The sequence below is a fragment of the Methanofollis sp. genome (assembly GCF_028702905.1).
GTDB lineage: Archaea > Halobacteriota > Methanomicrobia > Methanomicrobiales > Methanofollaceae > Methanofollis.
This window is the reverse complement of record NZ_JAQVNX010000011.1, coordinates 11,886-37,640: the sequence shown is the minus strand read 5'-3', so window position 1 is coordinate 37,640 and position 25,755 is coordinate 11,886. Positions and strand designations below refer to the sequence as shown.

The window sequence follows — 25,755 nt, the reverse complement described above, 5'->3', positions numbered from 1 at the left end:
CCGGGCGTGACGTCGTCCTCTCCGGTTTCTTCTCCAGTGTCGGCCTCTTCAGGCACGAGGTCACCCCGGCGATGGAGGGCAGGACTGAAGAGATTCTCAATTTCCTGGAGATAGAACACCTTGCGGCCCGCCCCATGACGCGGATGTCCACCGGCGAGGCGAGGCGCTTCCTCATCGGCCGCGCCCTCGTCCACGACCCCGTTGCGCTCATCCTGGACGAACCCACGAACAGCCTCGACCTCCACGCCCTCCACCACGTCCGCTCGACCTTGCGGAAGATTGCACGCTCGGGGACAGGCGTGATCATGGTCACCCACAACCTCCACGACATCATCCCCGAGATCTCGCGGGTGGTCTTGATGAAGGACGGACGCATCTACGGCGACGGCCCGAAGGAGGAGGTCCTGACCGATGAGGTGATCGGCGGACTCTTCGACGTCCCGGTGCATATCAGGGAAGAGGGAGGGTGGTATTATGCGAGCGGGTATTAGGGAGGATTCCGGGATCATTTTCGTGGTAACCCATGGGGCGGGGTTGGCATATTCCTTCTGGACTCCGGTTCTGTCTTCCCCCTCTATCCTGTTTCGGGGGTCCGGGGGCTTGCCCCCGGTCTAGGGTGTGAGGAAGGCGGTGGATCTGAGTCTCGGACTGGGGGCCGGGGGGGCGGCAGCCCCCCGTGGCACAGATACCCCTGAACAGCAAGCTTCACCAGACCCAAAAAAAGAAAATCTCTCCCCTCAGATCAACCGCACGATCCCGCGCCGCGGCTGCATCGCCTCGCCGAAGCGGATCATCTTGTCAAGGTTCTCCTGCACCTCGTCGCGGTCAAAACCCTGCTGCACCAGGGTCTCGACGACCTCCTCGGTCTTTGCGGTGCCGTCATCGCCGCCGAGCGCCTTTATCGTCTCCCTGATCGTGCGGATGATGTCCCTCTTCTTCTTCGTGATCCCGGTCGTCCACTTGTCGATGTCCAGGGTGCCGGTCTCGGCGTCGTAGGCGACCTGCCGCAGGCAGGCGTCCACGATCATGATCACACGCTCTGCGTCCTCGGGCTCGACAGTCCGTGACAGCCGCATCCTGGCGCTCGCCTCGCCGAGGCGGATCAGGGCCTCAAGTTGCCGGGCTGTCACCGGCACCGGCTTGTTCTCGTCGGCGAGGTCGCGGAGCCTGAGGTAATACGTGATGAGCATCTCCTTCGCGCCGTCGGTGATGAGGGGCGTCACATGCCTCTTCGCATACGCGATATATTTCCGCAGGAGTTCGGGCGCGATCGGCGGTTCCACTACCGTGCTCTCGCTCGCCAGGAGGTCGGCATCCGCCGGGGTGAGGGGGCCCTCCTGCTTCTGCATGATCAGTTCCCCGACCCGGTGGGCCGAGATTATGTGCCGGGCAATTGCCGTGTCCCGCGTATGGTCGGGCTTGTCTGTCAGGACGAAGATGAGGTCGAAACGGGAGAGGAGGGATGGCGGCATGTTGATCTGTTCGGCGATCGGGACGAAGGCGTCGAACCGGCCGAGTTTCGGGTTTGCCGCGCCGAGGAGAGCGCACCTCGACCGCAGGGTCGCCGTGATCCCGGCCTTCGCAACCGAGATACTGTTGCCGCACCACACCGGAATGCCATTCCTACGGACGTAGAGGAGGTGGTTTGGCACTTCAACGCAATAGATCCTGCCCGTGTAGTGACCTCTCTCGATCTGCTGGTGTCCGTTCGTGTTGATGTTCGGCTCATTCTGAGATTCCCGAATGAATGAGACCGTATAGATGTCATGCGATATGACCGATGTCCCTCCACGCGGATTCGAGGTTATCGATCCGGCTTCCCTGACTAAATATCGGTTTCCAGACAGCCCTACCTTCAGCAGCAATTCCGTCACATCGTCTGCAAGCCTTTTTGATGATGTGATATAGGATGTTGCGCCTGTTTTCCGATCGATCGATCCGTCCCCGAGGACCAGGGCATCCAGAAGGATCTGGATCTGTTCTAGAGGAAGATGTTTGGCATAATCTGGAACGTGCCTGCCAGGACTTGTACCAAACTGTTCCATATGACAGGCCAACTGTTTTGAGTTTATCACAAAGTTGGCCCCATCATATGTGAACCGGAACGGTAACCGTTCCAAACATCTTCGGATTGTCTCGGTCGATTCTGGTTTCTTCTGGCCGATAGCGATCCGATACGGCACACCGGTCTGCCAGTGTTTACTAACACATCCTTCAGAGAGGAAGTAGCCGAGGAACTCCAGCCAGTCGTCCATCGGAATCTCGATTCCACCTGTCTGTATCCCGGTGCAGTTCTGGTTTCCGTATTTGACGACCCCAGGAATTGTATGGACTTCCTGCCGTTCTCCAACCCATTTGGCATTCTTCTTGAACCGCATCCGTCTACGAATCGGCAGTTCATCCGCCCGTATGCGCGCAAACCCCGCCCATTCGTTGGCACGGTGGTTCAGGTTGACATACATGGTGTGGTTTGGAGTCACTGCGAGATCGACCTGCCGCGACGTGAAGAAATACATCTCGCCATCGTACTCGGCATCCACGAACGTCATCGGCCGCTGATACTCCAGGTAGCCTTCTGGAGAGAGGGTTGCAACCCGATCCGTATCAGTTACGTCACGGAAGTATTTCCACCCGGCTTCCGTCAGAACCTCGGTCTGATCGTCGTAGCATTGTTGTTCCATCGCCTCGTGGAGGGCCGACCGATCCTCCTTCTGCATCTTGTCCATCTCGTCCACCGCGGCGAGCCCCATATCCGCGAGGACAAGGGCCCCGGCCTCCAGGGTCCAGCTCCCGTCGCCGAAGTCGTCCTTCACCGCGGTCGCCGTGAGACCCGCCGAGGTCGAGGACTTGCCCGAGGTGTACACGCCCCTGGGGGAGATCTGCACGACGTACCTGAGGATCTGGGACTTCGCGATGCCGGGATCGCCTACCAGGAGGACGTGAATATCGCCGCGGAGACGGGACCCGTCAGGCAGGTTCTTCGCCACCCCCCCGAAGAGCTGGAGGGCGATCGCCTCCTTCACCTCGGTGTTCCCGTAGATCGAGGGGGCGATCGAACCGGTGATCTTCCCGTACAGTCCGGCGTCGTGCGAGAGTTCGTGGATCTCGGCCTCGTCCTCCTCGGAGATGTTCACCTCCTCGAACTCCCTCTCCGGCGCCTCGATCGAGGAGCACTCCAGGGATATGTCGAAGAGGGTGGACTTTGTCCCGTAGTTCACCCTCTGCCTGGAGCGGGGGATGCCGTTGAGGACCACCCTGTCACCGGGTGCGATCGCCCCGGTGAGGTCGTCGGTCACCTCGACGTCGAGGGTCTGGGGCCTTGCGCCGCCCCGCAGGCCCTCGGGCGATTCCTGGATCCGCACTTTCTGCGAGTCCACGTACCGGGACTTTGCCTGGAGGAGCTTCAGTTTGCGCCGGTTGCACTCCGGGTTCGGGCACTCCTCGGGCTCCTCGAAGTTCCCGTAGCCCTGCCGCACCGTCGTCGTTGAGCCGCAGCCCGGGCACTGGAAGACAGCCTCGACGATCCTCGGCCGCACCTCGGTCGTCTTCCTGATGATCCCCTTCAGCGAGACAAAGCGATTGATGTGGTAGGCCCTGATGTCCCTGATGCCGGTGACACGCTCGATATGGTGGAAGCGGACATTGATCTTCCCGGCCTTCTCCTCGCCTATGGCGGTGAGCTGGCGGAGGGCGTCCCTGATGTCGCCTGTCGCCTTGCCGGGACGTTCGATCACCTCGTCCGCGAGGCGCAGGCCGGACCTGCCCGAGGCCTGGAGGGTCCGGTAGTCGATGTACAGGGAACGCCTGAAGGGGAACTCCCTCTCGATCTCGGCGAGTTCGCGCCGGCAGTACCGGGAGAGGAAGTTTACCCACTCGCCGACCACGTCGGTGACGCCGTCCTCCATCGTCAGTACTCCCGTGCGGAGAGTTTGATGATGCCGGGCCGCAGTTCGACCACCTCGCCCTCGTTCTTGAGCACCCGGATCGTCGCCTCGACCTTCTCCTTCGCAAAGCCCTCCCTGATCATCTCCTCGATCACCTGCTCGACGTTTGCGGAGCCTTCGTCGCCGCCGACGTCCTTGATGACCTCCTTCACCGTCCTGATGATGTCCCGCTGCCTCTTCGAGATCCCGGTCGTCCACTTGTCGATGTCGAAGGTGCCAGACTCGGCGTCATAGGCCACCTGACGGAGACAGGTGTCCACGATCTTGATCACACGCTTTGCGTCCTCAATATCCACGGTCGGCGAGAGCCTTATCCTGGCACTCGCCTCGCCGAGGCGGATGAGTGCCTCAAGCTGCCGCGCCGTCACCGGCACAGGTTTGTTGTTGTCGGCGAGTTTACGGAGCTGGAGATAGTAGTCCCGCAGCGCCTCCCGCGCCTCGGGGACGATCGTCGGGAAGCAGGTCCGCTTTGCGTACGCGATGTACTTGCGGAAGAGGAGGGGCTCGATATCGGGCGTCACCGGCTTGAGTTGCTGCTTGATATAGGCATCGTCCACGCCTTCGACCGGCATCCGCCTCTTCTTCTCGATCAGTTCGCCGACCGCGTGGGACTTGAGGATGTGCTCTGCGATCGCCATGTCGCGGGCCGCGTCCGGCTTGTCTGTCATGATGAAGATGAGGTCGAAGCGGGAGAGGAGGGAGGGCGGCATGTTGATCTGCTCGGAGATGGGAGCGTACTCGTCGAAACGGCCCATCTTCGGGTTTGCGGCACCGAGAAGGGCGCATCTGGACCGGAGGGTTGCCGTGATACCCGCTTTCGCAATCGAGACGGTGTTCCCGCACCAGACCGGCTTCCCATGCCGCCGAACATAGATGACGTGATCGGGCACCTCCACGCAGTAGATCATGCCGGCATAATGGCCCTTCGTGATATGCCTGAGGCCATTGGTGTTGATGCTCGACCTGTTCTGCCCCTCCCTGATGAAGGAGACCTGATAGATGTCATGGGACAGGACGGCTGTCCGGCCCTCGGGAACGCGCACCTCATCCCCCTGTCTGTGGACCACGGTGGCGTTGCCCGAGATCCCTGCCTTGAGGAGGAGTTCGGTCATGTCGTCTGCCAGCTGCCGCGAGGAGGTGACATACGCGGTCTGGCCTGTCCCTTTCCTGACCCAGCCGTCACCGAGGACGAGGGCGTCGAGGAGGATCCGGATCTGTTCGGGGCACACCTCCTTCGCGTATTGCGGGACATATTTTTCATGGCACTTCCCGAACACTGCCAGATGGGTCGCCAGCTGTTTCGAGGAGATGGCGATGTTCTGGCCGTTATAACTCCACCTGAATCCCAGACGGTTGGTACACGCCGTCATCTTCGCGGCACGTACTCCGTCTCTCTGGGATAGGTGGACGCGATACGGGACGCCGTTTGTGTACTGGACAGAGCCCTCGGAGAGATAATAGCCGAGGAACTCCAGCCAGTCGTTCATCTTCAGGGTGATGGCGCCCGACTCCTCTCCGCCATGGTTCTGGTTCTTGTAAATGGTCACCGACGGCAGTTCATAGGTCTCGGCATACATCCCCTCCCAGATGGCGTTCTTCTTGAAACGCATCCTCCTCTGGAGGGGCAGGGTCTCCATCCGCCTGAGGCCGAAGCCCTCCCACTCGTCGGCACGCCTGTTCAGGTCCACGTACATGTTGTGGTTGGGCGTGACCGCGAGGTCGACCTGCCTGGAGGCGATGAAGTACATGTCGCCGTCATATTCGGCAGCCACATAGGCCGTCGGCACGGCGTACGCCAACCTGCCGTCCGGCGTGAGCGTCGCCACACGCTCGCCCTCTTCAACGTCCCTGAAGAGCCGCCAGCCGTGCTCGGTGAGGACCTCGGTCTGGTTGTCATAGCACTGCTGCTCCATTGCCTCGTGGAGGGCCGACCTGTCCTCCTTTTCCATCTTGTCCAGTTCATCGACAGCGGCCATGCCCATATCCGCGAGCACGAGGGCGCCGGCCTCCAGGGTCCAGCGGCCGTCGCCGAACTCGTCTTTCACCGCGGTCGCCGTGAGGCCCGCCGAGGTCGAGGACTTGCCCGAGGTGTAGATGCCGCGGGGAGAGAGCTGCACGATATACCTGAGGAGCTGGGACTTTGCGATACCCGGGTCGCCGACAAGGAGGACATGGATGTCGCCGCGGAGACGGGAGCCGTCAGGCATCTCCTTCGGGATCCCGCCGAAGAGCTGGAGGGCGACCGCTTCCTTCACGTCCGTGTTCCCGTAGATCGTCGGGGCGATGGACCGGGTGATCTTCGAGTAGACCTTCGGGTCCCTGGAGAGTTCCTGGATCTCGTCCTCGTCCTCCTCGGAGATATTCACCTCCTCGAACTCCTTCTCGGCCACCTCGATCGCATTGCACTCCAGGTAGATATCGAAGAGGGTGGACTTCGTGCCCGCGTTGATACGCTGGAAAGACCTGAGGATGCCGGTGATCACCACCCTGTCGCCGGGCGCGGAGCTGCCTGTCAGGTCGTCGGTCACGTCCACGTCGATGGTCTGCGGCTGCTCGCCGCCCCGCAGGCCCTCGGGCGATTCCTGGATCCGCAGTTTCTGGGCGTCCAGAAAGACGGACTTCTCGGGCACGAGTTCGAGTGGAGTCTTCTTCTGGCAGGTGGCGCAGACCCGGAAGGGGTCCTGGAACCGGCCGTAGGTCTGGGAGTACGGCGGGGTGAGCTGCCCGCACTCCAGGCACTTGAAGACCGCCGCGACGATCCTCGGCCTGACCTCTGTCGTTTTCCTGAGGATCCCTTCCACGGCGACGAAGGTGTTGATCTGGTTTGCCCTGATGTCCCGGATCTTCGTCTTCCTGGTGAGGTTCATGAACCTGACATGGACGAGGCGCCTGTCCTTCTCCTCGATGATGCCGAGGCGGACGAGGGCGTCCTTGACGTCGTTCATAACCTTTTCGGGCCGTTCGATGAGTTCGTCGGCGAGAGCGAGACCGCGCTTCCCGAATGCTTCGAGGTTCCTGTAATCGATGTAGAATGAGCGCTTGTGCGGGAATTCCTTCGAGAGTTCGACCCGCTCTTTCCGGTTGTACTGCCGCTTGAGGAATGTCTCCCAGTCGCTGACGACATCGGTCACTTCAGTGTTCTGGCGGGGTGACATTGATACCATATATGAGGGGGCTCCTCCATCAAGGTGGTTGTCCGGGGGGTGAAAATATTTTATTCGTTTTTCCGGGCGGCAAGGACAAATAGGGCGATCAGTGCCTCCATCTGGATGGCGGAGTCCGCTCCTTCCGAAATCCTGAAGTCGGCCTCGCCGAGGTGGTCGATGAAGGCGACCTTGAGGCCGGTTTCCATATCAGAACGGACGACTTCCCTGAAGCACTGGTTGATCAGTTCGTTCGGGGCGATCCCCCGGTCGCGCATCAGGTGGCGGAGCGCTCCTTCGGCCGCGGGGAAGTCGCCCTGCATCGAGAGGTCGAGGAGGTTCCTGATCTCGTCGGGCCGCGCCGTCGAGGTCGTCTCATACACCATGCCCGCGTCGATCTCCCGCGAGATGATCGCCGCGCCCTGCAGGGCGTTGAGCGCTTTTCTCATGTCGCCTTCGGCGATATAGACGATCGCCTGCACGGCGTCGTCGGTGAGGGTCACGCCCTCGGTCACGGCGACACGCCGCACCTGCTCAGTGACCGCCGCGTCGTCGAGGGGTCTGAAGCGGTAGATGGCGCACCGGCTCTGGATGGGGTCGATAATCTTCGAGGAGTAGTTGCAGGAGAGAATGAACCGGCAGTTCTGGGCATAGTTTTCCATGGTCCGGCGGAGTGCGGCCTGGGCATCGGTCGTGAGGGCATCGGCCTCGTCCAGAAAGAGGATCTTGAAACTTGCGCCGCCGAGCGGGGATGTCCGGGCGAAACCCTTGATCTGGTTCCTGACCACGTCGATCCCACGTTCGTCGGAGGCGTTCATCTCCCTGAAGTTTATCTGCCAGGTATCGCCGAAGAACTCCTTTGCAAGTGCAACCGCTGCTGTGGTCTTGCCGACGCCGGCCGGGCCGGTGAAGAGGAGATGGGGGAGAGTGCCGCTCTTCACGTATGACCGGAGACGCTCGACGATCTCCGGGTGGCCGACCATGTCCGCAAGTTTTTGCGGCCGGTATTTCTCGATCCAGATGGTGTTGTTGCCCTCCATCACAGACTGATTGTTTCTCCAGACATGAATATGCTGTCATCCTGATCTTTATGTGGCCGGGGAGTACACGCTACGGTATGGATGCGCCGAATGGTCGGGCTGTCTCTCTCGCGGCGGCGGTCAGGCTGTTTGCCGGGGAAATGGCGCGGACGACCGAATTTGACGGCGAAACCTTCCTTTCACCGACCGGTGCGCGCGGGCGGCGGGTCTTTTTCACGGGTGCCCTGACGGCGGTCAGGGCCGCGGGGGGACGGGTCACCGCCCGTGTCGCCGACCCGACCGGCACGATCACGGTCGCCGCCGCGTGGCGCGGGGAGGCGGCCGATTCCTTACGTTCGATCGAGCCGCCGGCATTTGTCGCGGTGAGCGGGGCCCTCGCCGTCTCCCGCGGCGAGGTCGTCCTGGTGCCCGAGGCGGTGGCGCGGGTGGAAAAGCCGGTGCGTGACCTCTGGGTGCTGCGGACGGCAGACCTCACCCTCGGCCGGATCGAGGCGCTCGCCGCCGCCGACGGCGACGCCGGAGAGATCGCCGGGATGGCCCTGATGGTCCGGGCGGCGCTTTCGAGCGTGTCCGAGGGGCCGGCAGGTGGCGCGACACAGGACGCCCGCTCCCTCCTCCTCTCCCTTCTCGAAGAGTGCCCTGGCCGGCGTGGCAGCGAAGAGGACCTCTTTGCCCGCGCCGGGGAGAGGGGTGTCGGGCGGGCGGCGGCCGAAGCGGCCCTCTATGCCCTGCTGGAGGAGGGGGAGTGCTATACCCCCTCGACCGGGCAGGTGAGGCTGATCTGATGCACCCGGAATTCCTCCCGGACGTCCCGGCCCTCCTGATGGAGAACACGGAAAGGGTGCTCGTCGTCGCGGACCTCCATTTCGGGATCGAGTCCGGCCTTGCCCGTGCGGGCGTGCATGTGCAGAGCAGGAGCAGGGCGAGGGCGTCGCGGGTCCTTGCCGCCGTCAGGGAGACAGACCCCGACCTCCTCCTCCTCCTCGGAGACGTGAAGCATATGGTGCCTATCACGAGCAGGCAGGAGTGCGACGAACTCCCGGCTCTCCTCGACTCCTTCAGGGACCTGACCGAGGTGAAGGTGCTGCCCGGCAACCATGACGGCGGGATCGCACGTTTTCTTAAGGACGGCGAACTCCTCCCTGCGGCGGGCGCACGCATCGACGGGGCCGGCTATCTCCACGGCCATACCCATCCCGACCCAGACCTCGCGGGCGGCCTCCTCGTGATCGGCCACCTCCACCCGGTCGTCTCCCTCTCCGACGAGGTGGGGTGCTCCCTGCGGGCAGAACCCGCCTACCTGTACTCATCCCTCACCGGCGAGGGGTGGGGGGACGGGACACGCGTCCTCGCCGTGCCCGCGGCCTGCGAATTTTCCGGCGGGGTGGACGTGCTCGACCTGAAAGAGAGCGGTCTCGGGCCGCTCGCGCGGTGTATCGACGAAGACGATGCCGAGGTGTGGCTGCGTGACGGGACCTACATCGGGACCCTTGCAGAGATCAGGGAACAGCGCGGCGCGTGACCTCCTTGACCCGCGGGTGCGGGCGCTCATTGACGAGCGGGGCTTCGAGGAACTCTCCGAGGCGCAGGAGCGGGCGATCCCTCACCTCCTCGCCGGCGACAACCTGGTCCTGATCGCCCCGACGGGCACGGGCAAGACGGAGAGCGCCATGTTCCCGGTCTTCAACGCCCTGCTCAAAGAGGACGGACCCGGCATCAGGGCGCTGTACATCACGCCCCTGCGCGCCCTCAACCGCGACATCCTCGAACGCCTCCAGTGGTGGTGCGAGAGGCTCGGCCTCACCGTCGGGGTGCGGCACGGCGACACCCCCCAGACGGTCCGCCGCAAGCAGGCCCTCTCGCCGCCCGACCTCCTGATCACGACCCCCGAGACCGTGCAGGCTCTCTTCATGGGCAAGAGGCTGCGTCAGCACCTCGCGCATGTCGGCCACGTGATCGTCGACGAGGTCCACGAACTCGCGGGGAGCAAGCGCGGCGCCCAGCTCGCCGTCGCCCTTGAGAGGATACAGGAGTACGCGGGGGAGTTCCAGAGGATCGGCCTCTCGGCGACTGTCGGCAACCCCGACGATATCGGCCGGTACCTCTGCGGCGCCCGGCCCTTCACCCTCGTCGAGGTGCCGGTCGCGAAGCAACTCGACCTCGGGGTCCGCTTCTGCGGCGGCGAGTTTCCGAAGCAGGCGGCCTGTGTCGGGGAGATGATCGACGCCGAACCCTCCTCCCTCGTCTTCGTGAACACCCGCGTCACCGCGGAGGCCCTCGGCCACGCCCTCATGGAGAGGGGCGACGTCGAGGTCCACCACGGCTCCCTCTCGAAGGAGGTGCGGGTCGATGCCGAGGACAGGTTTCGGGCCGGCGCGGTGCGGAGCCTCATCTGCACCTCCTCGATGGAACTCGGCATCGATATCGGGCATATCGGCCATGTGGTCCAGTTCGGCAGCCCCCGCGAGGTGGCCCGCCTGGTCCAGAGGGTCGGGCGGGCCGGCCACCAGCTGTACGCGGTCTCGCGGGGGACCGTGCTTGCGACCGGTTTCGACGACCTCCTCGAATCTCTCGTGATCATGCGACGGGCGCGGGGCGGCGAGATCGAGGCGGTCGCCCCGTACCTGAATGCCGCGGACGTCTGCGCCAATGCCGTCGCCGCCCTTGCGGTGGAGTACGGCGAGATCGCGGTGGAGAAGGCCCGCACCATCCTCGAACGCTCGGGATGCTTTGAGGACGCCGGCCCGCTCCTCGACGCCGTCTGCACGCAACTCGAAGGGCACAGGCTGATCCGGCTGGACGGGGAGGGCGCGGCCCGCCGGATCGTCACCACCTCCCGCGCCCGGCGGTACCTCTCTGCAAACCTCTCGATGATCCATGACGAGAGGAAGGTGCCTGTCTACGACCTGGTCGCCAGGCGGACGGTCGGGACATTGGACGAGTCCTTTGTCGTCGGCTTCGTCCACACCGGTGCGGTCTTCATCACGCGGGGGAAACTGTGGCGGGTGCTCGACTTCGAGGACGGCCGCCTCACCGTCGAGCCCGCGCGGGAGGCGAAGGGCGAACTCCCCTCCTGGGAGGGGGAGCAGATCCCTGTCCCCTTTGCCGTGGCCGACGAGGTCGGCCGCCTGCGCCGGACGCGCGACCTCGCCGCCTATACCGACGACGAGACGGCGCTCGCCTTCGCCGCCACCTATCTTGGGGAGATGGACAGGAACAGGACGCCGGTGCCGACCGACCGCCTGATCACCCTGGAGAACTCGGACGAGGGCGTGGTCTGCAATATCTGCGCCGGCCACCGGGCGAACGAGGCGATTGCACGCGTGCTCTCCGTCCTGATCTCGGCACGCTACGGCACGACGGTCGGGATCGAGAGCGGTGCCTACCGCGCGATGCTCCGCCTCCCGAAGGCCGTCCGTGCGGCAGAGGTGCGGGAGTTCCTCCTCACCACCGACCCGACGCATGTCGGCGGCATCCTCCGCCTCGCCCTCCGTCGGACGGCCCTCTTCAAGTGGAAACTCGTGCAGGTCGCGAAGAAGTTCGGGGCGATCGACGCCGACGCCGACTACGAGAAGATCAGTCTCCACCGCCTTATCGAGGCCTTCGAGGGGACGGTGGTGGCCGACGAGGCGTACACCGAACTCTTCCGCGCCACCATGGACGTGGAAGGGGCGCAGAAGATCTTCGCCGCGGTGCAGTCCGGCGAGGTCGCCCTCCACATCGGCCCCCTCTCCGTCCTCGGCGCCGACGGCCTCTCCTCGTCCCGCGACATGGTCCCGCCGCCGACCGCCGATCAGGCGGTGATCTCGACCCTGAAACGCCGCCTTGCCGGAGATAAGGTCGTGCTCTTCTGCATGCACTGCAAGAAGTGGACGAGTCGGACCCATGTCGAGAGGGTGCCAGACCACCCGCAGTGCCCCCTCTGCTCGGCACGCCTGATCGCCGCGCTCAAACCCTGGGAAGAGGAGCAGATCGGCGTGATCAAGAAAGCGAAGAAGAGTGCCGAAGACCGGACCGTCGAGGCGCGTGTCCTGCGGAATGCCAATCTTGTCCTCAGTTACGGGAAGCCCGCGGTGATCGCCCTCGCCGCCCGGGGCGTCGGCCCGGAGACTGCCGCCCGGGTCCTTGGAAAAAGCAGGGACGAGGATGCGATGTACAGGGAGATCTTGAAGGCGGAGAGGAACTACGTACTCACCCGCCGGTTCTGGTGAGGGGGTTCGGGAGAGATTCTCGTACGCCGGCTGTGGGATCCCCTGTGGTTCAATGGGGTGAGCGCGGGTCCACTGCCTTCCCCACACTCTCGGCCGGGGGACTACGCCGAAAATCAAGATTCACGGAAGATCGAAGATCTTCCTTCACCGGGAATCTTCAATTCCCTGTGTTCTCGAACTCGCTATCGTTCGTTGCCCCCGGAACCCCGATGTCAGGATAGGATCCGGGAAGTGCGAATGGGATTACTGAGGGGGAGAGATTGCCACCTACTCCTATCTTAATGGTGGGGGGACCGGGGGGTGAAACCCCCCGGAAGAATGCAATAAGTCCACCCCCTTCCCCGTACTTTCGACCCGGGGACTCCCTCGAAAGCCTCTGGCTTTCTCGAACTCTCTTGCGCTCGTTTCCCCCGGACCCACGAATCAGGCCAGGGTCGGGGAAGACAGGGCCGGAGATCTTGGGAAAGGGGATTGCCAATCCACCCCATCCTGGTGACAGGGGAGGGGGTGTGAGCATCAGCGAGCATGAAAAAACCGTATTTTTTCGAGGGCAGCCCCCCGCAGAGATGACCATCCAGAGGATTACCATGAAAATGATCCAGAAGATCCGTTCTCCGGGTTTTCATGAGGTTTTGACTCTCAACGAGCACCCCATGATGGAGATGGAGAGGGCAAAACCACCTTCAGAAAGGTCCGCCCTCTGCCTTCCCCGTCCTATCGTAATCCCGGGGGTCCGGGGGCAGCGCCCCCGGCGCAAGCGTGCGGGAAGGCACTTTGACCAGACGAACTCCTCAGAACAATTTTCATGCGGTATGCCTGAGGCGTGCTCCCGAATCATGCCCGATTCTACAGAATCGATAAAACGGTACATTTTCACATTGCGAGCGCCGGCGAGTATGACAGAATGAAAATCGCCGTCGCCGGCGCCACTCAAAAAATTGTAATTTTTACAGATCCTGTAAAATCACATTATGCTTTCGAGCTTCTGCTCGAGGAAGTCGAGGCCGCGCTTGATGTCCTCGAGGTTCTTCCCGCCGGTGAGGATGATCTTGCCTGAGGAGAAGAGGAGAGCCACAATCTTCGGGTCCTTGATCCTGTAGACGAGGCCGGGGAACTGTTCGGGCTCGTACTCGATGTTTTCCAGGTTAAGGGTGATCACGACCTTGTTGAGGTTGATGTACCGTCCGATGTCGTACGAGCAGACGATATTGGTGATCCCGACCCTCGGTTCGTCGTAGGTGTCGACCCCCGCTTCCTTGAGGGACTGGACGATGATATTGAGGCCGTCGTAGAGATCCTGCTTGTTCCGGATCCCGGTAAGGACGACCTTGCCTGAGGAGAAGATCAGGGAGGCGATCTTCGGTTTTTCGATCCGGTAGACTGCGCCGGGGAAGCGCTTCGTGTTCAGTTCGCAATTCGGAACCTTTTTCGAGACATCCCCGAGATCGATGGAATCGGCTATGACACCGGATGCGACGATATTTTCGATCTTCAGTGACTCGTACCTTGAATCATCCATTAATATACGTGTGCATCCGCCGGCACTATAATACTAACGGGAAATATTTATGATACGAAGCACCCTCCCGGCATTGGCGAAGAATTTGGCGGTTTTTTCAGCTGACCGAAGACCGGATCCATACTCTCCTGCCCCTTTCTGCGAGGCCCCGCCTATCACCTCTCATCCTGCCTGTGTGAGGCGGCCGGGAGGCAGGGGCGAGGCATATCTTTATTTCAGTTGAGTGAGAACAGTTATTAGCGCGAGGGTAGCCAAGCCAGGTCAAAGGCGTTAGGTTCAGGGCCTAATTGCGCAGGCATTCGAGGGTTCGAATCCCTTCCCTCGCATTCGTTTTTATCGCCTTTCCCGGTGTTTGATTGCCTTATCCTATTCTGTCTTCTCAATTCAGTCGTCCATGTCCTGCCGCAGGGGTGGATATAAATATAAAAGTCGTGATATATGCGCCTGCTCGGAGGGGGGTTCGATGGATTTCGATCAGGGGCCGATCACGACGATCCATGATTTCGGGTATGAGAAGTCGAGAACCCTGAGGTTTCTCGAAGACCTCAAGGAAGAGAGGCCGATCAACCTGGTGCTGCCGCTGGCCTACGGCGATCTCAGTCATGGCGCGTTGCCCGGCATCGTCGCCGAACTGAACAAGGCGACATTCCTGAACAATGTGCTGGTGGCACTCTACGCCCGGTCAGAGGAGGAGTTCAGATCGGCGTCACACTTCTTCAACTCGCTGGAGCGCCCTCACCGGGTCATGTGGTGCAACAGCCCGGGCATCGAGGCGATCATCGGCGACCTCGGGAAGGAAGGGATAGACCTCGGTATTCAGGGCAAGGGGAGGGACACCTGGCTGGCCCTCGGCGCCGCGTCGGTGGACGCCTATGCCGTCGTCATGCACGACGCCGACATCCTGAACTATTCCTGCGAGATCCCGATGAAACTCGCCTTCCCCCTGGTGAACCCTGACCTTGACTACTTCTTCAACAAGGGGTATTATGCCCGCCTGGGCGACGGCCGCGCCACCTTCTACGGCAGGGTGACGCGCCTCTTTCTCAACCCCCTGATCGATTCCCTCCAGGTAAAAACCGGTCATCAGTCTGACATCCTGCGGTACCTGCGCAGTTTCCGGTACCCCCTTGCCGGGGAGATCGCTCTCACCTCGGACCTGGCCCTGAACATCAGGATCCCCATGGACTGGGGGCTTGAGATCGGCACCCTCTACGAGGTGTACAGGTCGGTGGTGAAGAAACGGATCTGCCAGACCGACCTCGGCTATTACGACCACAAACACAAACTGATCGGCGCCGGCAGGACTGAAGGGCTGCTGAAGATGGCCGGGGACATCCTGGTCACTCTCCTGCGGGCGATGACCGAGGTCGACGGCTACGAGATCTCCCCGGCTTTTCTCACCAGCCTCAGGGTGCTCTACCGGAGGACGGCGCAGGACCGCCTGCGGCAGTACCACACCGATGCGATCTGCAACCAGATCCGGTACAACCGGCACGATGAGGAGCATTACATCGATCGTTTCGAGAGGGTCATCGTAGAGGCCGGGAACGAGTACCTGATCTCACCTGCACATGCGCAGATCCCTGACTGGCTCAGGGCTAGTTCGGCCATCCCGCGGCTCAGGCACAAACTGATCAGGACGATCATCGAGGACGAGAATATCATCAGGGAGTAGGGGCCGGGGGGGAGAGCATCCACGTCATATTCACCGATCTGGACGGGACACTCCTGGACCACGACACGTATTCTTTTGCCGCCGCGGCCCCGGCACTCCGCCTCCTCTCCCTGAAGAGGTGCCCTCTTGTCATCTGCACGAGCAAGACAAGAGCCGAGATCGAGGTCGTCAGGGATAAACTGGGTGTCTCGGACCCGTTCATCAGCGAGAACGGGGGAGCAGTTTTCATCCCCCGCGGCTACTTCACCGTGCCTGTCGGCCACACCCGTGAGGCCGGGGGCTATCTGGTGATAGAACTCGGCGCGCCCTACGGTCGTCTGCGGGCGGCCATCAGGGAAATTCGGTCGAAGACCGGGTGCAAAGTCATAGGTTTCGGGGACATGACCGTCGAGGAGGTCGCCCATGACGCGGGGCTGGACCGTGCATCGGCACGTCTGGCCAGGATGAGGGAGTATGACGAACCCTTTGTCATCCCCGATCCCGCCTGTGTCGAGGCGGTCCTCGGGGAGATCGAAGCCCGGGGCCTCAGGCACACGCGGGGCGGCCGGTACTTCCACCTGACCGGCGATAATGACAAGGGCAGGGCCGTCTCTCTCCTTGCCGCTCTCTTCAGGGAGGAGTACGGGACGGTGACGACTGTCGGCCTTGGCGACAGCAGAAACGATCTTCCCATGCTTGCGGCGACAGACATCCCCATACTGGTCCAGAAGCCCGACGGGTCGTACGAAAAAGCTGGCCAGGAGGTGGTGCATGCCGACGGTGTGGGCCCTGAGGGCTGGAACCGGGCGGTCGTCAAGATGCTGGAAAAAATATAAAATCCATGCAATACCTGATGGGATGCACCCCGGGGTATCGTGATGGATGTGAAACAGGTTCTGGTGACGTCGTTTCTTCTGGCAATTGTCGAGAGTGTCAGGTCGCAGGGGCCTGAAAAGACGATCGCCTGGATAGAAGCCATTGCCTCGGCACTCGGTGAACGAGAGGGGGCAGGCCTTGAAGGGGATCCGATGGGTGGGGTGAACGTCCTCCATATCTGCCCGTTTTTCAGCGTTGTCCAGGAGTTCGTCGAGGAGTTTGGGGAAGAACCCGAGGAGTTCGGAATGCTCATCGAGATGAGGAGGAGCCTTGCGGTCTCCAACATCTTCTGCCTCTTTCACCACTGCTTGCGGGCGAAGCGTGCCGAGATGGCCGGCAAGAAGACCTCGCTCCACCTTGCAAGCGATGCCAATCCTGCGGGGGCGACCGTCTACAACGACGATGCCATCGTCAATGCCGGCCTCGGGAGGGCTGAAGTGGACGAGATGATGAAGAAGGTGGCCTGTATTTTCAAGTTCCAGTGATGGTGGCGTATGAATTTGCAGGAAGCCGGGAAATTGTACCAGTCGAGCATCGAGGTTATAAAGAAGAACCAGCATGCGAATGGTGGTTTTTATGCCAGCCCGCCGGGCACGCGCTATCCCTTCATCTACGTGCGGGACCACTCGATCGTCACGCTTGGGGCGTTGCGGGCCGGCCTTGTCGAGGAGAGCAGGAGGGCCCTGCGGTTTATTCTCTCGGCCCAGAAACCGACAGGCGAGTTCCCCCAGCGGTGCAATGTGGACGGCATGGACACCAGTTACAAGGAACTCCAGATCGACTGCAATGGTGTCGCCCTCTACGCACTCGGCAAATATTCCGAACTCCACGGCTACGATATCGCCGAAGAGTTCTGGAAGAACGTGGCCGACGCGGTCACCTTCATCCTGCGGAACAAGAACGACGAGATCCACCTGATTCACACAATCAACAGCATCCATGAGTACCCTGCCTACGAGCACGGGTTTGAGATCTATGCGAACTCGGCCTGCTGCGCCGGCATCCTCGAAGCGGTGAAGATGGGGCAGCACCTCGGGAAGGAGGTGGGGGATTGGGCGCGGCAGGCCGAACTGGTCAAGCAGAGCATCCTCCGATGCCTGTACAGCGCGAGGAGGCGCACCTTTGTCAAGGCGATCCGGATCAAGGAGAAGGGGAGCAAACCCCTCGGCTACGACCCCTTTGCCTCGGTGATCTTTGAGCCTGATGTGGCCGAGTACGCCCCGGCCTATTTCGGGCTGCTGAAGAACCGCGACCTGCGGGTGATCAACACGGTCCGGAGACTGGACGCCGCCCTCTGGGACCGCGAACTGGGCGGCATCAACCGATACCCCGAGTCATGGGACCGCAACAACGGCGGTTACGGCCCCTGGCCGCACTTCACCTGCCAGCTGGCGCGGCACTTTATCCATATCGGCGACTATGACCGGGCCGAGGTGTACCTCGGCTGGGTTCTGGACATCGCCCACGAGTACATGTTTCCCGAGCACATCTCGACAATCGCACGCTTCGAGGAGTGGGTCGACCTCTTCCGCTCTTCCGGCATTTTGAGGGACGACAAGATGGTGATGATCGACGGGATCAAGGACCACCCGAAGTGGTCCGAAGGTTTTGCCTATGTGGTATATCCTCTCATCTGGCCCCATGCCGAGTATATCATGGCCTACAAGGACTACGAGGAACTTTTCCTGAAACGCGGGATGCAGTGGAGTTGAGGAGTGCTCGTATCGGCTTTGTTGAATCACTCATGAAACGTTCGTTTCAGGCGGTTCTTTGAAAAATCCTGCACGGGTTTTTCAGGGTAAATCCTCCTCTAGCCAGGGTGACATCTCTGATCCCACAGGGAGAGCGCGGATCCACTGCCTTTCCCCTCGTGTTCCCCCGGGGCTCTGCTCGAAAAACGTACCGGGATTTCACCCCCCACCCAGACCCCCAACTTAGGATAGAACGAGGGAAGACAGATGAGGAGATCATGAAGACGGAGACTACCATCCCATCTCTATCCTGAAGGGGGATCAGGGGGTGAACACCCCGCCACCGATCTTCCAGAGCCAGAAATTCTCCAGAGCCCTCCTATCGTGTCCTCAGGTATGTATTTGAGAGAGGGATGACCCCTGTGTCCTCATCCGAATTTGTTGTCTTGTTCGCAACAAATGATATATCTGTACGCCGGGACAATCTCTAGGCATGACGGAGGTCGCGGTGTGAAATCCCCCTACCAGATTATTGCAGATATGATTGTCAGGCACCCCGCGGTGGTTGCTGGATTCTTCGTCGCCGCATTGCTTGTGGCCTTCTACGGCATGGGCCTCGTCTCGATGGAGACCGGGTCTGATACCTATATAGACAAGACCACCACCCGCGGGATGCTCTTCGACAAGTACGCCGACTCCTTCATGTCGGATAGCATCATGCTCCTTGTCGAGACCGACGATGTCCTCAACCCCGACGTGCTCGCGTATATAGACCGACTCCAGGCCGACATCGCCGATGAACAGTACGTTGATTCGACGCGGAGTATCACTGACCTGGTCAGGCAGGTGAATGGCGGCACCCTGCCGACATCTGCTGCGGAGGTGCAGAGAGCGAAGGCACTGGTCCCACCCGAGATCATGGAGCGCTACGTCCCCTCGAACATGATGACCATTGCAATCATCACCCTCGATCCTGGCGTCTCCTCCGACGTCAGGGAGAACGTGCTCAACTCCATTGCCTCAGTTGTGGCGATATCCAGTCCTCCGCCGGGCGTCGGGGTTACGGTCAGCGGAGACCCTGCCTTTGCCCAGCAGATGAAACAGGAGATGGGCGCCTCGATGGGCGTCCTCATCGGGGCCGCGATGCTCCTCATGATCCTTGCCGTCGGCCTCCTCTTCTCCCATGTCAGGTACCGCCTCCTCCCTGTGGCGATCGTGGCCACCGGCCTCATCTTCACCTTCGGGCTGATGGGGGTTGTCGGGATCCACATCAACATGGCAACCATCGGCGCCTTCCCCGTGCTCATCGGCATCGGGATTGACTACGCGATCCAGTTCCACTCTCGGTTCGAGGAGGAGCGGCGCCTCGCCCCGATCGACGAGTCGGTGATCACGACGATCACGAAGACCGGCCCCTCAGTCCTGTATGCGATGCTCTCCACCTCCATGGGCTTTGTCGCCATGGGGATCTCGCCCGTCCCCATGGTGCGGAGTTTCGGGATGGTCTGCGTCATCGGCGTGATGATGTGCTATCTTACCGCCCTCATCGCTGTCCCGACCTTTGGTGTGCTTGTAAAATACCGGCCGAAAAAAGAGGGAAATGTCGCCAACAGCGGGGCGACTGAGGCATACAACCAGTTCCTCGGGAACCTTGCGGTGAAGATTGCAAAGAACCCTATCCCTATCCTCATTATCCTCGGCCTCGTCGCCTTCATCGGTGTCGAGATGGATAGCGAAATCAGGATCAGCACGGACGAGCAGACCTTCGTCCCCTCTGACATGCCGGCGGTCGTGGACCTGAAAAAGATCGTCCGGACCATGGGCTCGACCCAGACTCTCCCAATCTATATCAGGGGCGACGATGTCACCTCTCTCGAAAGTTTGCAGTGGATGCAGGGGTTCTCGGACTACGAGGTGAAGGAAAATGCCCAGATCACCGGCGTAACCAGCATCATCACCGAGATCCTCCGGTACAACAACGGGGCGATGCCGCAGACCGACGCCGAGGCACGGGCCGTCCTCGACCGGATCCCTGATGAAACGAAGAATAAATATCTTGCCGGAAACATGGGGGCAGTCGTCCAGTTCTCCCTCACCAAAATGGAGATGGAACAGGCGAAGAGCCTGGTCACGAAGGTGCGGAAGGACATTGCCTGGGAGAAGCCGCCTGTCGGGATCGTCGCCGAACCGACTGGCAACCTGGAGTTGTTCACGACCCTGATCGACGATATCGAGACGGGGAAGACGCAGATGACAATCCTTGGCTTCGGGCTGATCCTGACATTCCTCTTCCTCGTGTACCGGAAGATCGGGAAGGCTGTGTCGCCGCTGGTCCCGATCATCATGATCGTCGGCTGGAACGGGCTGATCATGTATGCCCTCGGCATCGACTACACGCCACTGACGGCCTGCCTGGGCTCGATGACCATCGGCGTGGCCTCGGAGTACACCATCCTGATCATGGAGCGCTTCTACGAGGAGCGGGAGAAGGGGAGGGAACTCTATGATGCGATCCAGCAGAGCGTCTCCCAGATCGGGACGGCGATCACCGTCTCAGGCATGACCACGGTCTTCGGCTTCTCGGCGCTCATCCTCTCCACCTTTAATATCATCCAGAATTTCGGCGTGGTCACCGTGATCACGGTGGGCTTCTCCCTGATCGGTGCGATCATCGTGATGCCTGCCGTGCTCTCCCTGATAGGGCGTTCGTCCCGTAATCCTGCATCTAAGGCCGAGAATGAGTAATCTCCCGTTTTCCTTTTTTCCTGAGCCGTATTTTTATCATTGCATCTTTTGGTCCCTGCGTACGCCGAGCAAATACTTATTAATTTATAATTTAGTAAAAAATGCCTCGAACCAAAAATCATAACATTTAAATTTGGAGCGTGTAAATATCTGAGTATGGAAGGTTCGATCAAGTCCGGCACGACGGGGCGGAGCATCACCCTCCAGATCCCGATCTTCTACAAACTCTTCGTGAGCATGCTCTTTGTGGCAGTGCTCCCGATCGCGCTCATCGGCCTCATTTCCATGGGCGACACCGAGGGTATCGTGGCAGCAATCGGCCTGCCCGGGACGGTCTTCCTCCTCACTCTCGTGACTCTCGGCCTTGTGGTGATGTGGAGCTTCTTCCTTGCAACAAGCATCACAAGTCCCATCACTCAACTCTCCGAGGTGGCGAGGAGCGTCTCCATGGGCGACCTGCGGAACTCTGAGGTGAAGGTCATGACCAACGACGAGATCGGCGAACTTGCCACCTCATTCAACAGGATGCTCAACTCGTACAAGATCCTTGACGCCCTCTCGCGTGAAGACGGCAAATGAGTGGGGTTATGCCGCTCTGTGACATCGTCGCTCTGGCGCCGAAGGAGATATCCGGTTATTCTGCCGGGTTCCTCCTCCCGGCACGGGCCAGCGCCTGTGCCCGGGCGATCGGTCAGACCCCCGGAGAGAGTGTCGGCGGGTGAGGGAGAGGATCCTTTCCCCGGAATAATGAAGATGACTGGAGGGAGATACTCTGCTGATTAACTTTACCCTGAGCAAACTGCTCGTCGCCGGGGCCGTTGCCGCATGCGTCGCGGGGCCTGACGGCGAGGTCCTCGGCGAGGCCGGGAATGCCGACTGGGAAACTGCGGCATCTCTTGTCCCCACGGTGCGGGACGTCTGGGAACGTCTCTCCGCAGGGATCGGTGCCGACGGCTACGAGGACGCAATGCTCGAAGCAGATGGCGGGAACATCCTTGCCACACCTCTCGGGAACGGCCCTGTGCTGATGGTGCTCCTTGAACCCGGTGCGAATACCGGGCGTGTCAGGTATGAGATGAAGAAGAACCGCGACCTTATCGAATCTGTGCTATGATCGACGATCTGCCTGAAGGAACCAGCCTTGGAACGATGCAAGCCCCCCTGTCCTGGGTTTACTCCCATACGGTGCGTTTTCTCGGGGCGGTGAAGGTCGCCGTCAGGGACGGCAGGGGTTTTGTCCTGATCCGGAGGGGGGAGGCGGTTGCATACTTCTTCAGGCACGGCGATATCACGCTGAGGGGGAATGCGGCGCGTGAATACCTCTCCTCCATGGACGTTCTCGAACTGACCCTCTGCAAGTACGCCGACGAGGATTTCGCCGCCGCCGTTGCCTGGTGTCAGGCAGAGGGCGTGCCCGTCCACGACGAGGAGAAAGAGAATACTTCGGCGGGCCTTTCCCGGAGCGAGGCTGCCGGAGTGCCGGTCTCCTCTCCCCTCCTCCGTGAGGAGGACGGCGTCCGCCTGGTGGCACGGTGTACCGAGGAGGAGATGACCGTTCTTGCGGGCACCTGTCCGAAAGGGCTTGCATGTGCCGATATTGCGGCCTCTCTCTGGGAGTCCGATTCCCTCCTCGGTTCCCTGGGCGCGGGGAGTCTCTCGTACTTCATCCTTGAGACGCCTGTCGGCCGTCTCTGTACCGTGCCCCATGGCGACAGTATCCTCTGCGTCCTGACAGATCGGGGGGTTCCCCTCGGCAGGGTCAGGTCCCTGGTGCAGGGTCTGCTGTCGGAACAGTAATCCCCTTTCCCGGCCCATCCTTTTTCGAGCCGATGACGCGTATTTTTACCTATTATCCTGAAGATTTCGGGGAACTGCCTGTCGAGGTCGTCCACATGGACCTCACCTTCTCTGTCCGTGACGATGTCACCGACGTCTCTTCGCGCCTGCATGTCCGTGTGCGCGACCGGCCGGTCAACCGTCTTGAACTGAATGCCCGCGACCTCGAAGTCGTGGCCGCCTCCTGCGATGAGGCCGCGGCCGGCATCACCTATGACCGGGACCGTCACGTCCTCGTCTTCTCCTTCGACGACCCGGTCGAGCCGGGCGCCGACCTCCATCTCCTCACCCGGACACGCTGCAGGCCGTCACGGACGCTCCTTGAAGGCCTGTACTATGACGAGACGCCGGCAGGGGCGCCGCCGACCCAGATCACCCAGTGCCAGCAGTGGGGTTTTCAGAGGCTTGTCCCGTGCTTCGACGACATGGCGGCGAAGTGCACCTATACGACGACGATCATCGCCGACGAGCGCTATACAAATATCATCTCCAATGGCGACGGCCTATCCGGGAGGAAGCCGATGGGCGACGGCAGGAACATCGTCACCTACGACAACACGACGACGCCGATGGCGCCGTACCTCTTCTTCCTCGGCGTGGGGACGTACGCCACCTTTTCCCGCGACTTCGAGTACCCGGACGGCCGGACTTTCGCCCTCGAACTGCTCGCGCCGCCTGGCTCAGACCCGGCGGTCGCCGGGGCTTCCCTGGAGGCGCTTGCCGACGCTGTCCTCTGGGTCTATCTCTTCACCGGCCCTGACCAGTACGACCGCGCCGATCTCTGGGCCCTCTGCCATGAACGCGACCGGGCGAAAGAGGCCGGGGACGACGAACGGGTCTCGGCCCTCCGTGCCGACCTCGCCCGCAAGGTACGAGAGATCAGGCCGGGCTATGCCTACACCGGCACGGTCTACCGCGAGATCGCAATGCAGAACTCGGACTATGGCGGCATGGAGAATGTCGGCAACACCACGATCACGGCCAACAGGATCATGCCATACAGGCGGATGACCGACCGGGCCTACGAGTACATGATCCGGGTGAAGGTCCACGAGTACTACCACAACCTGAATGGTTCCGAGGTCACCGGAAAGAGCCCCTTCGAACTATGGCTCAACGAGGCGGTGACGGTCCACGTGGAGAACGCGCACTTTGCCTTCCTCTTCGGCGAGGACTATGCCCGCCTCCAGAGTGTCGTCGACCTCGTCGACCCGGAGACCGGGACTTTCGCCCTCGACGCCGGCGCGGCCTCGATGCCGATCGAGCCTGACGGGTTCAACGACCCGAACGAACTGATCACCGGCGTCACCTATGTCAAGGCCCCCGAGTTCGTCAGGATGATCGAGACTGTCATGGGGAAGGAGGCCTTTGCCCGCGGCCTCGACCTCTATCACCGGCGGTTCGCCCACGGCAACGCGTCGAGGCAGGACTGGCTCGATGCGATGGAGGAGGTGGCGGGACGGAGTTTTGCACGCATGGCACATCTCTGGCTGAAGCAGACAGGTTACCCGACGGTGCGGATGGCGCACTCCTACGACCCCGCGTCCCGCACCTGCACCCTCACCCTCGACCAGGAGACGCCCGCGGGCATGGAGCCCTGGGAGTTCCCCTGTGTGGTCGCCCTGATGGACAGGGAGGGCCGGGAGATCGCCGGTGCGACTCACCAGGTCACCGGACGCCACGAAGAGGTCGTCTTTACCGGCGTGGAAAGGCCGGCCTTTGTCGCGGCCAATCGCGGCTATTCATTCTATGGGAAATTGGTCGACGATGCAACGCCGGAAGAACGTCATCTCCGGGTGCGGCACGACCCCGATGTGATCGGGAGGTTCTGCGCCTTCCAGAGCCTTGCGGAGGCCGAGATGGTCAGACTCCTCGACGATCCCGGTGCGGTCCCATCGCCCTCTTTCTCTGACCTCTATGCCGACCTCCTCTCCGACGACGCCCTGATGGCCGCGGTCGGCGGGGAGTTCCTGACCATCTTCGAGTCGGTCGACGACCCCCGCTATGCCCACCGCTACACCGCCCTGCACGGGGCACGGGACCGCCTCCAGAGGGGCATCGCCTCCCGGCACGAAGAGGTTCTCCGTGCCCTGTACAGGCGGTACGCCGCGGCGCCTGCCGACCGGAGTCCGGCCGCGATCAAGGCGCGGCAGGTGAAGAATGTGGTCCTCGGCCTCCTCGCCTCCCTCGACACCCCGGCGGTGCACGCCCTGATCAGGGAGCAGTTTGAGAGGGCCGCCTGCACCACCGACAGTCTTGTCGCCTTTGCGACCTACATGGACTCGTCGGCGCCCGACCGCATGGCCGTGCTCGACGTCTTCGAGGAGGAGTCCCGCGCCGACCTCGTCTCCTGGGAAATGTTCCTTGCCGTCGTCGCCGGCGTCACGGCGCCCGACTGTATCGACCTTGTGCGACGCGTGGAAGTGTCGCCGTCCTTCAGGATCGAGCAGAGCAACGACCAGAGAGCGCTCTACGGAAGGTTCGTCCGCAACAGGATGGTCTCCCTGGAGACCACGGCCGGGAGGGAGTATCTTGCCCGGGTGCTCGGACGTCTTGCCGGGATCAACGAGTACAACACGGTCAGCGCCCTGGAGGTCTTCGGTGCGCTCGACAGCATGGGAGAGGAGCACCAGGCCCCCCTTGTCGCCGTCCTTCTCGGGGTCATGCGTTCTGTCGATCCCGCCGCCCGTCCGAGTGTCTATAACACCGCCCGCCGTCTTCTTGACGGTGCGCCGCGGGCCGTGGTGCGGTATGTGGCCGGGTTCGGTTCCGCCCCTGAACTGGATGCCCTGCCGCACCGGCAGGCGGAAAATGAACGATGATGTTCATTAGTGAACATATTATTTTACATTTATTTTTCACACTGAATTCACAGATATATGGATGTTTTTCCATTTGCCTGATATAATGGAGGAATGGCCATACTATCTCTGATTATTCTTTCTGGAAACTTAAAATTTCAAATTAAAACAGAATTGGCTTGTTTTAGCCAAATTAAACCATTCAAATCCTTTTTTCCCTGAGTCTGATGGTGCCGAATGTAAATCTGGCCATTTATAGAGCGCAAAACCGATCGGGGCCACGGGCGTGCCCTGC

Annotated in this window: 18 protein-coding genes and 1 tRNA gene; 15 read left to right on the top strand and 4 right to left on the bottom strand. The window is 61.4% G+C overall.

The window, feature by feature from the left end; genetic code table 11:
- On the top strand, positions 1–491 hold a 491-nt coding region (locus PHP59_RS02750), incomplete at its 5' end, for an ATP-binding cassette domain-containing protein (protein ID WP_300163211.1).
- Between the two features lie 246 nt (positions 492–737).
- On the opposite strand, the gene PHP59_RS02745 is transcribed toward PHP59_RS02750, so the two are convergent.
- From PHP59_RS02745 to PHP59_RS02735, 3 genes are read right to left on the bottom strand one after another with little or no spacing between them, the layout of a single operon-like run.
- Positions 738–3,905 carry an LAGLIDADG family homing endonuclease gene (locus PHP59_RS02745; protein WP_300163208.1) on the bottom strand — a complete coding sequence of 1,056 codons (3,168 nt, stop codon included), beginning with the start codon at positions 3,903–3,905 and terminating at the stop codon, positions 738–740.
- A gap of 2 nt (positions 3,906–3,907) precedes the next feature.
- Complete coding sequence (locus PHP59_RS02740; RefSeq protein ID WP_300163229.1) at positions 3,908–7,099, bottom strand: LAGLIDADG family homing endonuclease; 3,192 nt, start codon at positions 7,097–7,099, stop codon at positions 3,908–3,910.
- A gap of 59 nt (positions 7,100–7,158) precedes the next feature.
- On the bottom strand, positions 7,159–8,127 hold the full coding sequence (locus PHP59_RS02735; RefSeq protein ID WP_300163205.1) for a replication factor C small subunit: 969 nt from the start codon (positions 8,125–8,127) through the stop codon (positions 7,159–7,161).
- 77 nt (positions 8,128–8,204) lie between these two features.
- Here PHP59_RS02735 and PHP59_RS02730 point away from each other — a divergent pair, with 77 nt between their 5' ends.
- The 3 genes from PHP59_RS02730 to PHP59_RS02720 are packed head-to-tail and all read left to right on the top strand — an operon-like array spanning position 8,205 to position 12,338.
- Positions 8,205–8,912 carry a hypothetical protein gene (locus tag PHP59_RS02730; RefSeq protein WP_300163202.1) on the top strand — a complete coding sequence of 236 codons (708 nt, stop codon included), beginning with the start codon at positions 8,205–8,207 and terminating at the stop codon, positions 8,910–8,912.
- Positions 8,912–9,649, top strand: a complete 738-nt coding sequence (locus PHP59_RS02725; protein WP_300163199.1) for a metallophosphoesterase — start codon at positions 8,912–8,914, stop codon at positions 9,647–9,649. The genes PHP59_RS02730 and PHP59_RS02725 overlap by 1 nt, the downstream gene beginning before the upstream one ends.
- Positions 9,576–12,338 (top strand): DEAD/DEAH box helicase, encoded by a 2,763-nt coding sequence (locus tag PHP59_RS02720; RefSeq protein WP_300163196.1) that lies wholly within the window; start codon positions 9,576–9,578, stop codon positions 12,336–12,338. The genes PHP59_RS02725 and PHP59_RS02720 overlap by 74 nt, the downstream gene beginning before the upstream one ends.
- Before the next feature lie 964 nt (positions 12,339–13,302).
- Here the strand turns inward: PHP59_RS02720 and PHP59_RS02715 are convergent.
- The gene (locus PHP59_RS02715; RefSeq protein ID WP_300163193.1) at positions 13,303–13,857 is read right to left on the bottom strand and encodes a TATA-box-binding protein; all 555 of its coding nucleotides are present in this window, start codon (positions 13,855–13,857) and stop codon (positions 13,303–13,305) included.
- A gap of 241 nt (positions 13,858–14,098) precedes the next feature.
- Here PHP59_RS02715 and PHP59_RS02710 point away from each other — a divergent pair.
- From PHP59_RS02710 to PHP59_RS02660, 11 genes are all read left to right on the top strand, one after another.
- Positions 14,099–14,183 (top strand) — tRNA-Leu (locus PHP59_RS02710).
- Positions 14,184–14,320: 137 nt separating this feature from the next.
- Entirely contained in the window at positions 14,321–15,532 is a 1,212-nt protein-coding gene (locus PHP59_RS02705) for a hypothetical protein (protein ID WP_300163190.1), read from the top strand.
- 17 nt (positions 15,533–15,549) lie between these two features.
- Positions 15,550–16,347: a mannosyl-3-phosphoglycerate phosphatase gene (mpgP, locus tag PHP59_RS02700; protein WP_366943711.1), complete on the top strand. Its 798-nt coding sequence runs from the start codon at positions 15,550–15,552 to the stop codon at positions 16,345–16,347.
- Between the two features lie 42 nt (positions 16,348–16,389).
- Positions 16,390–16,872: a hypothetical protein gene (locus PHP59_RS02695; protein ID WP_300163187.1), complete on the top strand. Its 483-nt coding sequence runs from the start codon at positions 16,390–16,392 to the stop codon at positions 16,870–16,872.
- Positions 16,873–16,881: 9 nt separating this feature from the next.
- Complete coding sequence (locus tag PHP59_RS02690; RefSeq protein WP_300163184.1) at positions 16,882–18,099, top strand: hypothetical protein; 1,218 nt, start codon at positions 16,882–16,884, stop codon at positions 18,097–18,099.
- A gap of 489 nt (positions 18,100–18,588) precedes the next feature.
- The gene (locus tag PHP59_RS02685) at positions 18,589–20,823 is read left to right on the top strand and encodes an RND family transporter (protein ID WP_300163179.1); all 2,235 of its coding nucleotides are present in this window, start codon (positions 18,589–18,591) and stop codon (positions 20,821–20,823) included.
- A gap of 156 nt (positions 20,824–20,979) precedes the next feature.
- Positions 20,980–21,402 (top strand): HAMP domain-containing protein, encoded by a 423-nt coding sequence (locus PHP59_RS02680; protein ID WP_300163177.1) that lies wholly within the window; start codon positions 20,980–20,982, stop codon positions 21,400–21,402.
- Between the two features lie 8 nt (positions 21,403–21,410).
- A complete protein-coding gene (locus tag PHP59_RS02675) occupies positions 21,411–21,545 on the top strand; it encodes a hypothetical protein (protein WP_300163174.1) in 135 nt (44 codons plus the stop codon).
- 185 nt (positions 21,546–21,730) lie between these two features.
- Positions 21,731–21,937, top strand: a complete 207-nt coding sequence (locus PHP59_RS02670; protein ID WP_300163171.1) for a hypothetical protein — start codon at positions 21,731–21,733, stop codon at positions 21,935–21,937.
- Between the two features lie 35 nt (positions 21,938–21,972).
- The gene (locus tag PHP59_RS02665; protein WP_300163168.1) at positions 21,973–22,620 is read left to right on the top strand and encodes a roadblock/LC7 domain-containing protein; all 648 of its coding nucleotides are present in this window, start codon (positions 21,973–21,975) and stop codon (positions 22,618–22,620) included.
- A 32-nt stretch (positions 22,621–22,652) separates the two neighbouring features.
- Positions 22,653–25,481 (top strand): M1 family metallopeptidase, encoded by a 2,829-nt coding sequence (locus PHP59_RS02660; RefSeq protein ID WP_300163166.1) that lies wholly within the window; start codon positions 22,653–22,655, stop codon positions 25,479–25,481.
- Positions 25,482–25,755: the final 274 nt, after the last annotated feature.

Coding starts and splice junctions, on each gene's coding strand:
- PHP59_RS02660 (WP_300163166.1), top strand. CDS start 22,653: ATGACGCGTATTTTTACCTATTATCCTGAAGATTTCGGGGAACTGCCT.
- PHP59_RS02720 (WP_300163196.1), top strand. CDS start 9,576: ATGCCGAGGTGTGGCTGCGTGACGGGACCTACATCGGGACCCTTGCAG.
- PHP59_RS02695 (WP_300163187.1), top strand. CDS start 16,390: ATGGATGTGAAACAGGTTCTGGTGACGTCGTTTCTTCTGGCAATTGTC.
- PHP59_RS02680 (WP_300163177.1), top strand. CDS start 20,980: ATGGAAGGTTCGATCAAGTCCGGCACGACGGGGCGGAGCATCACCCTC.
- PHP59_RS02725 (WP_300163199.1), top strand. CDS start 8,912: ATGCACCCGGAATTCCTCCCGGACGTCCCGGCCCTCCTGATGGAGAAC.
- PHP59_RS02740 (WP_300163229.1), bottom strand. CDS start 7,099: ATGTCACCCCGCCAGAACACTGAAGTGACCGATGTCGTCAGCGACTGG.
- PHP59_RS02675 (WP_300163174.1), top strand. CDS start 21,411: ATGCCGCTCTGTGACATCGTCGCTCTGGCGCCGAAGGAGATATCCGGT.
- PHP59_RS02730 (WP_300163202.1), top strand. CDS start 8,205: ATGGATGCGCCGAATGGTCGGGCTGTCTCTCTCGCGGCGGCGGTCAGG.
- PHP59_RS02665 (WP_300163168.1), top strand. CDS start 21,973: ATGCAAGCCCCCCTGTCCTGGGTTTACTCCCATACGGTGCGTTTTCTC.
- PHP59_RS02715 (WP_300163193.1), bottom strand. CDS start 13,857: ATGGATGATTCAAGGTACGAGTCACTGAAGATCGAAAATATCGTCGCA.
- PHP59_RS02705 (WP_300163190.1), top strand. CDS start 14,321: ATGGATTTCGATCAGGGGCCGATCACGACGATCCATGATTTCGGGTAT.
- PHP59_RS02735 (WP_300163205.1), bottom strand. CDS start 8,127: ATGGAGGGCAACAACACCATCTGGATCGAGAAATACCGGCCGCAAAAA.
- PHP59_RS02745 (WP_300163208.1), bottom strand. CDS start 3,905: ATGGAGGACGGCGTCACCGACGTGGTCGGCGAGTGGGTAAACTTCCTC.
- PHP59_RS02690 (WP_300163184.1), top strand. CDS start 16,882: ATGAATTTGCAGGAAGCCGGGAAATTGTACCAGTCGAGCATCGAGGTT.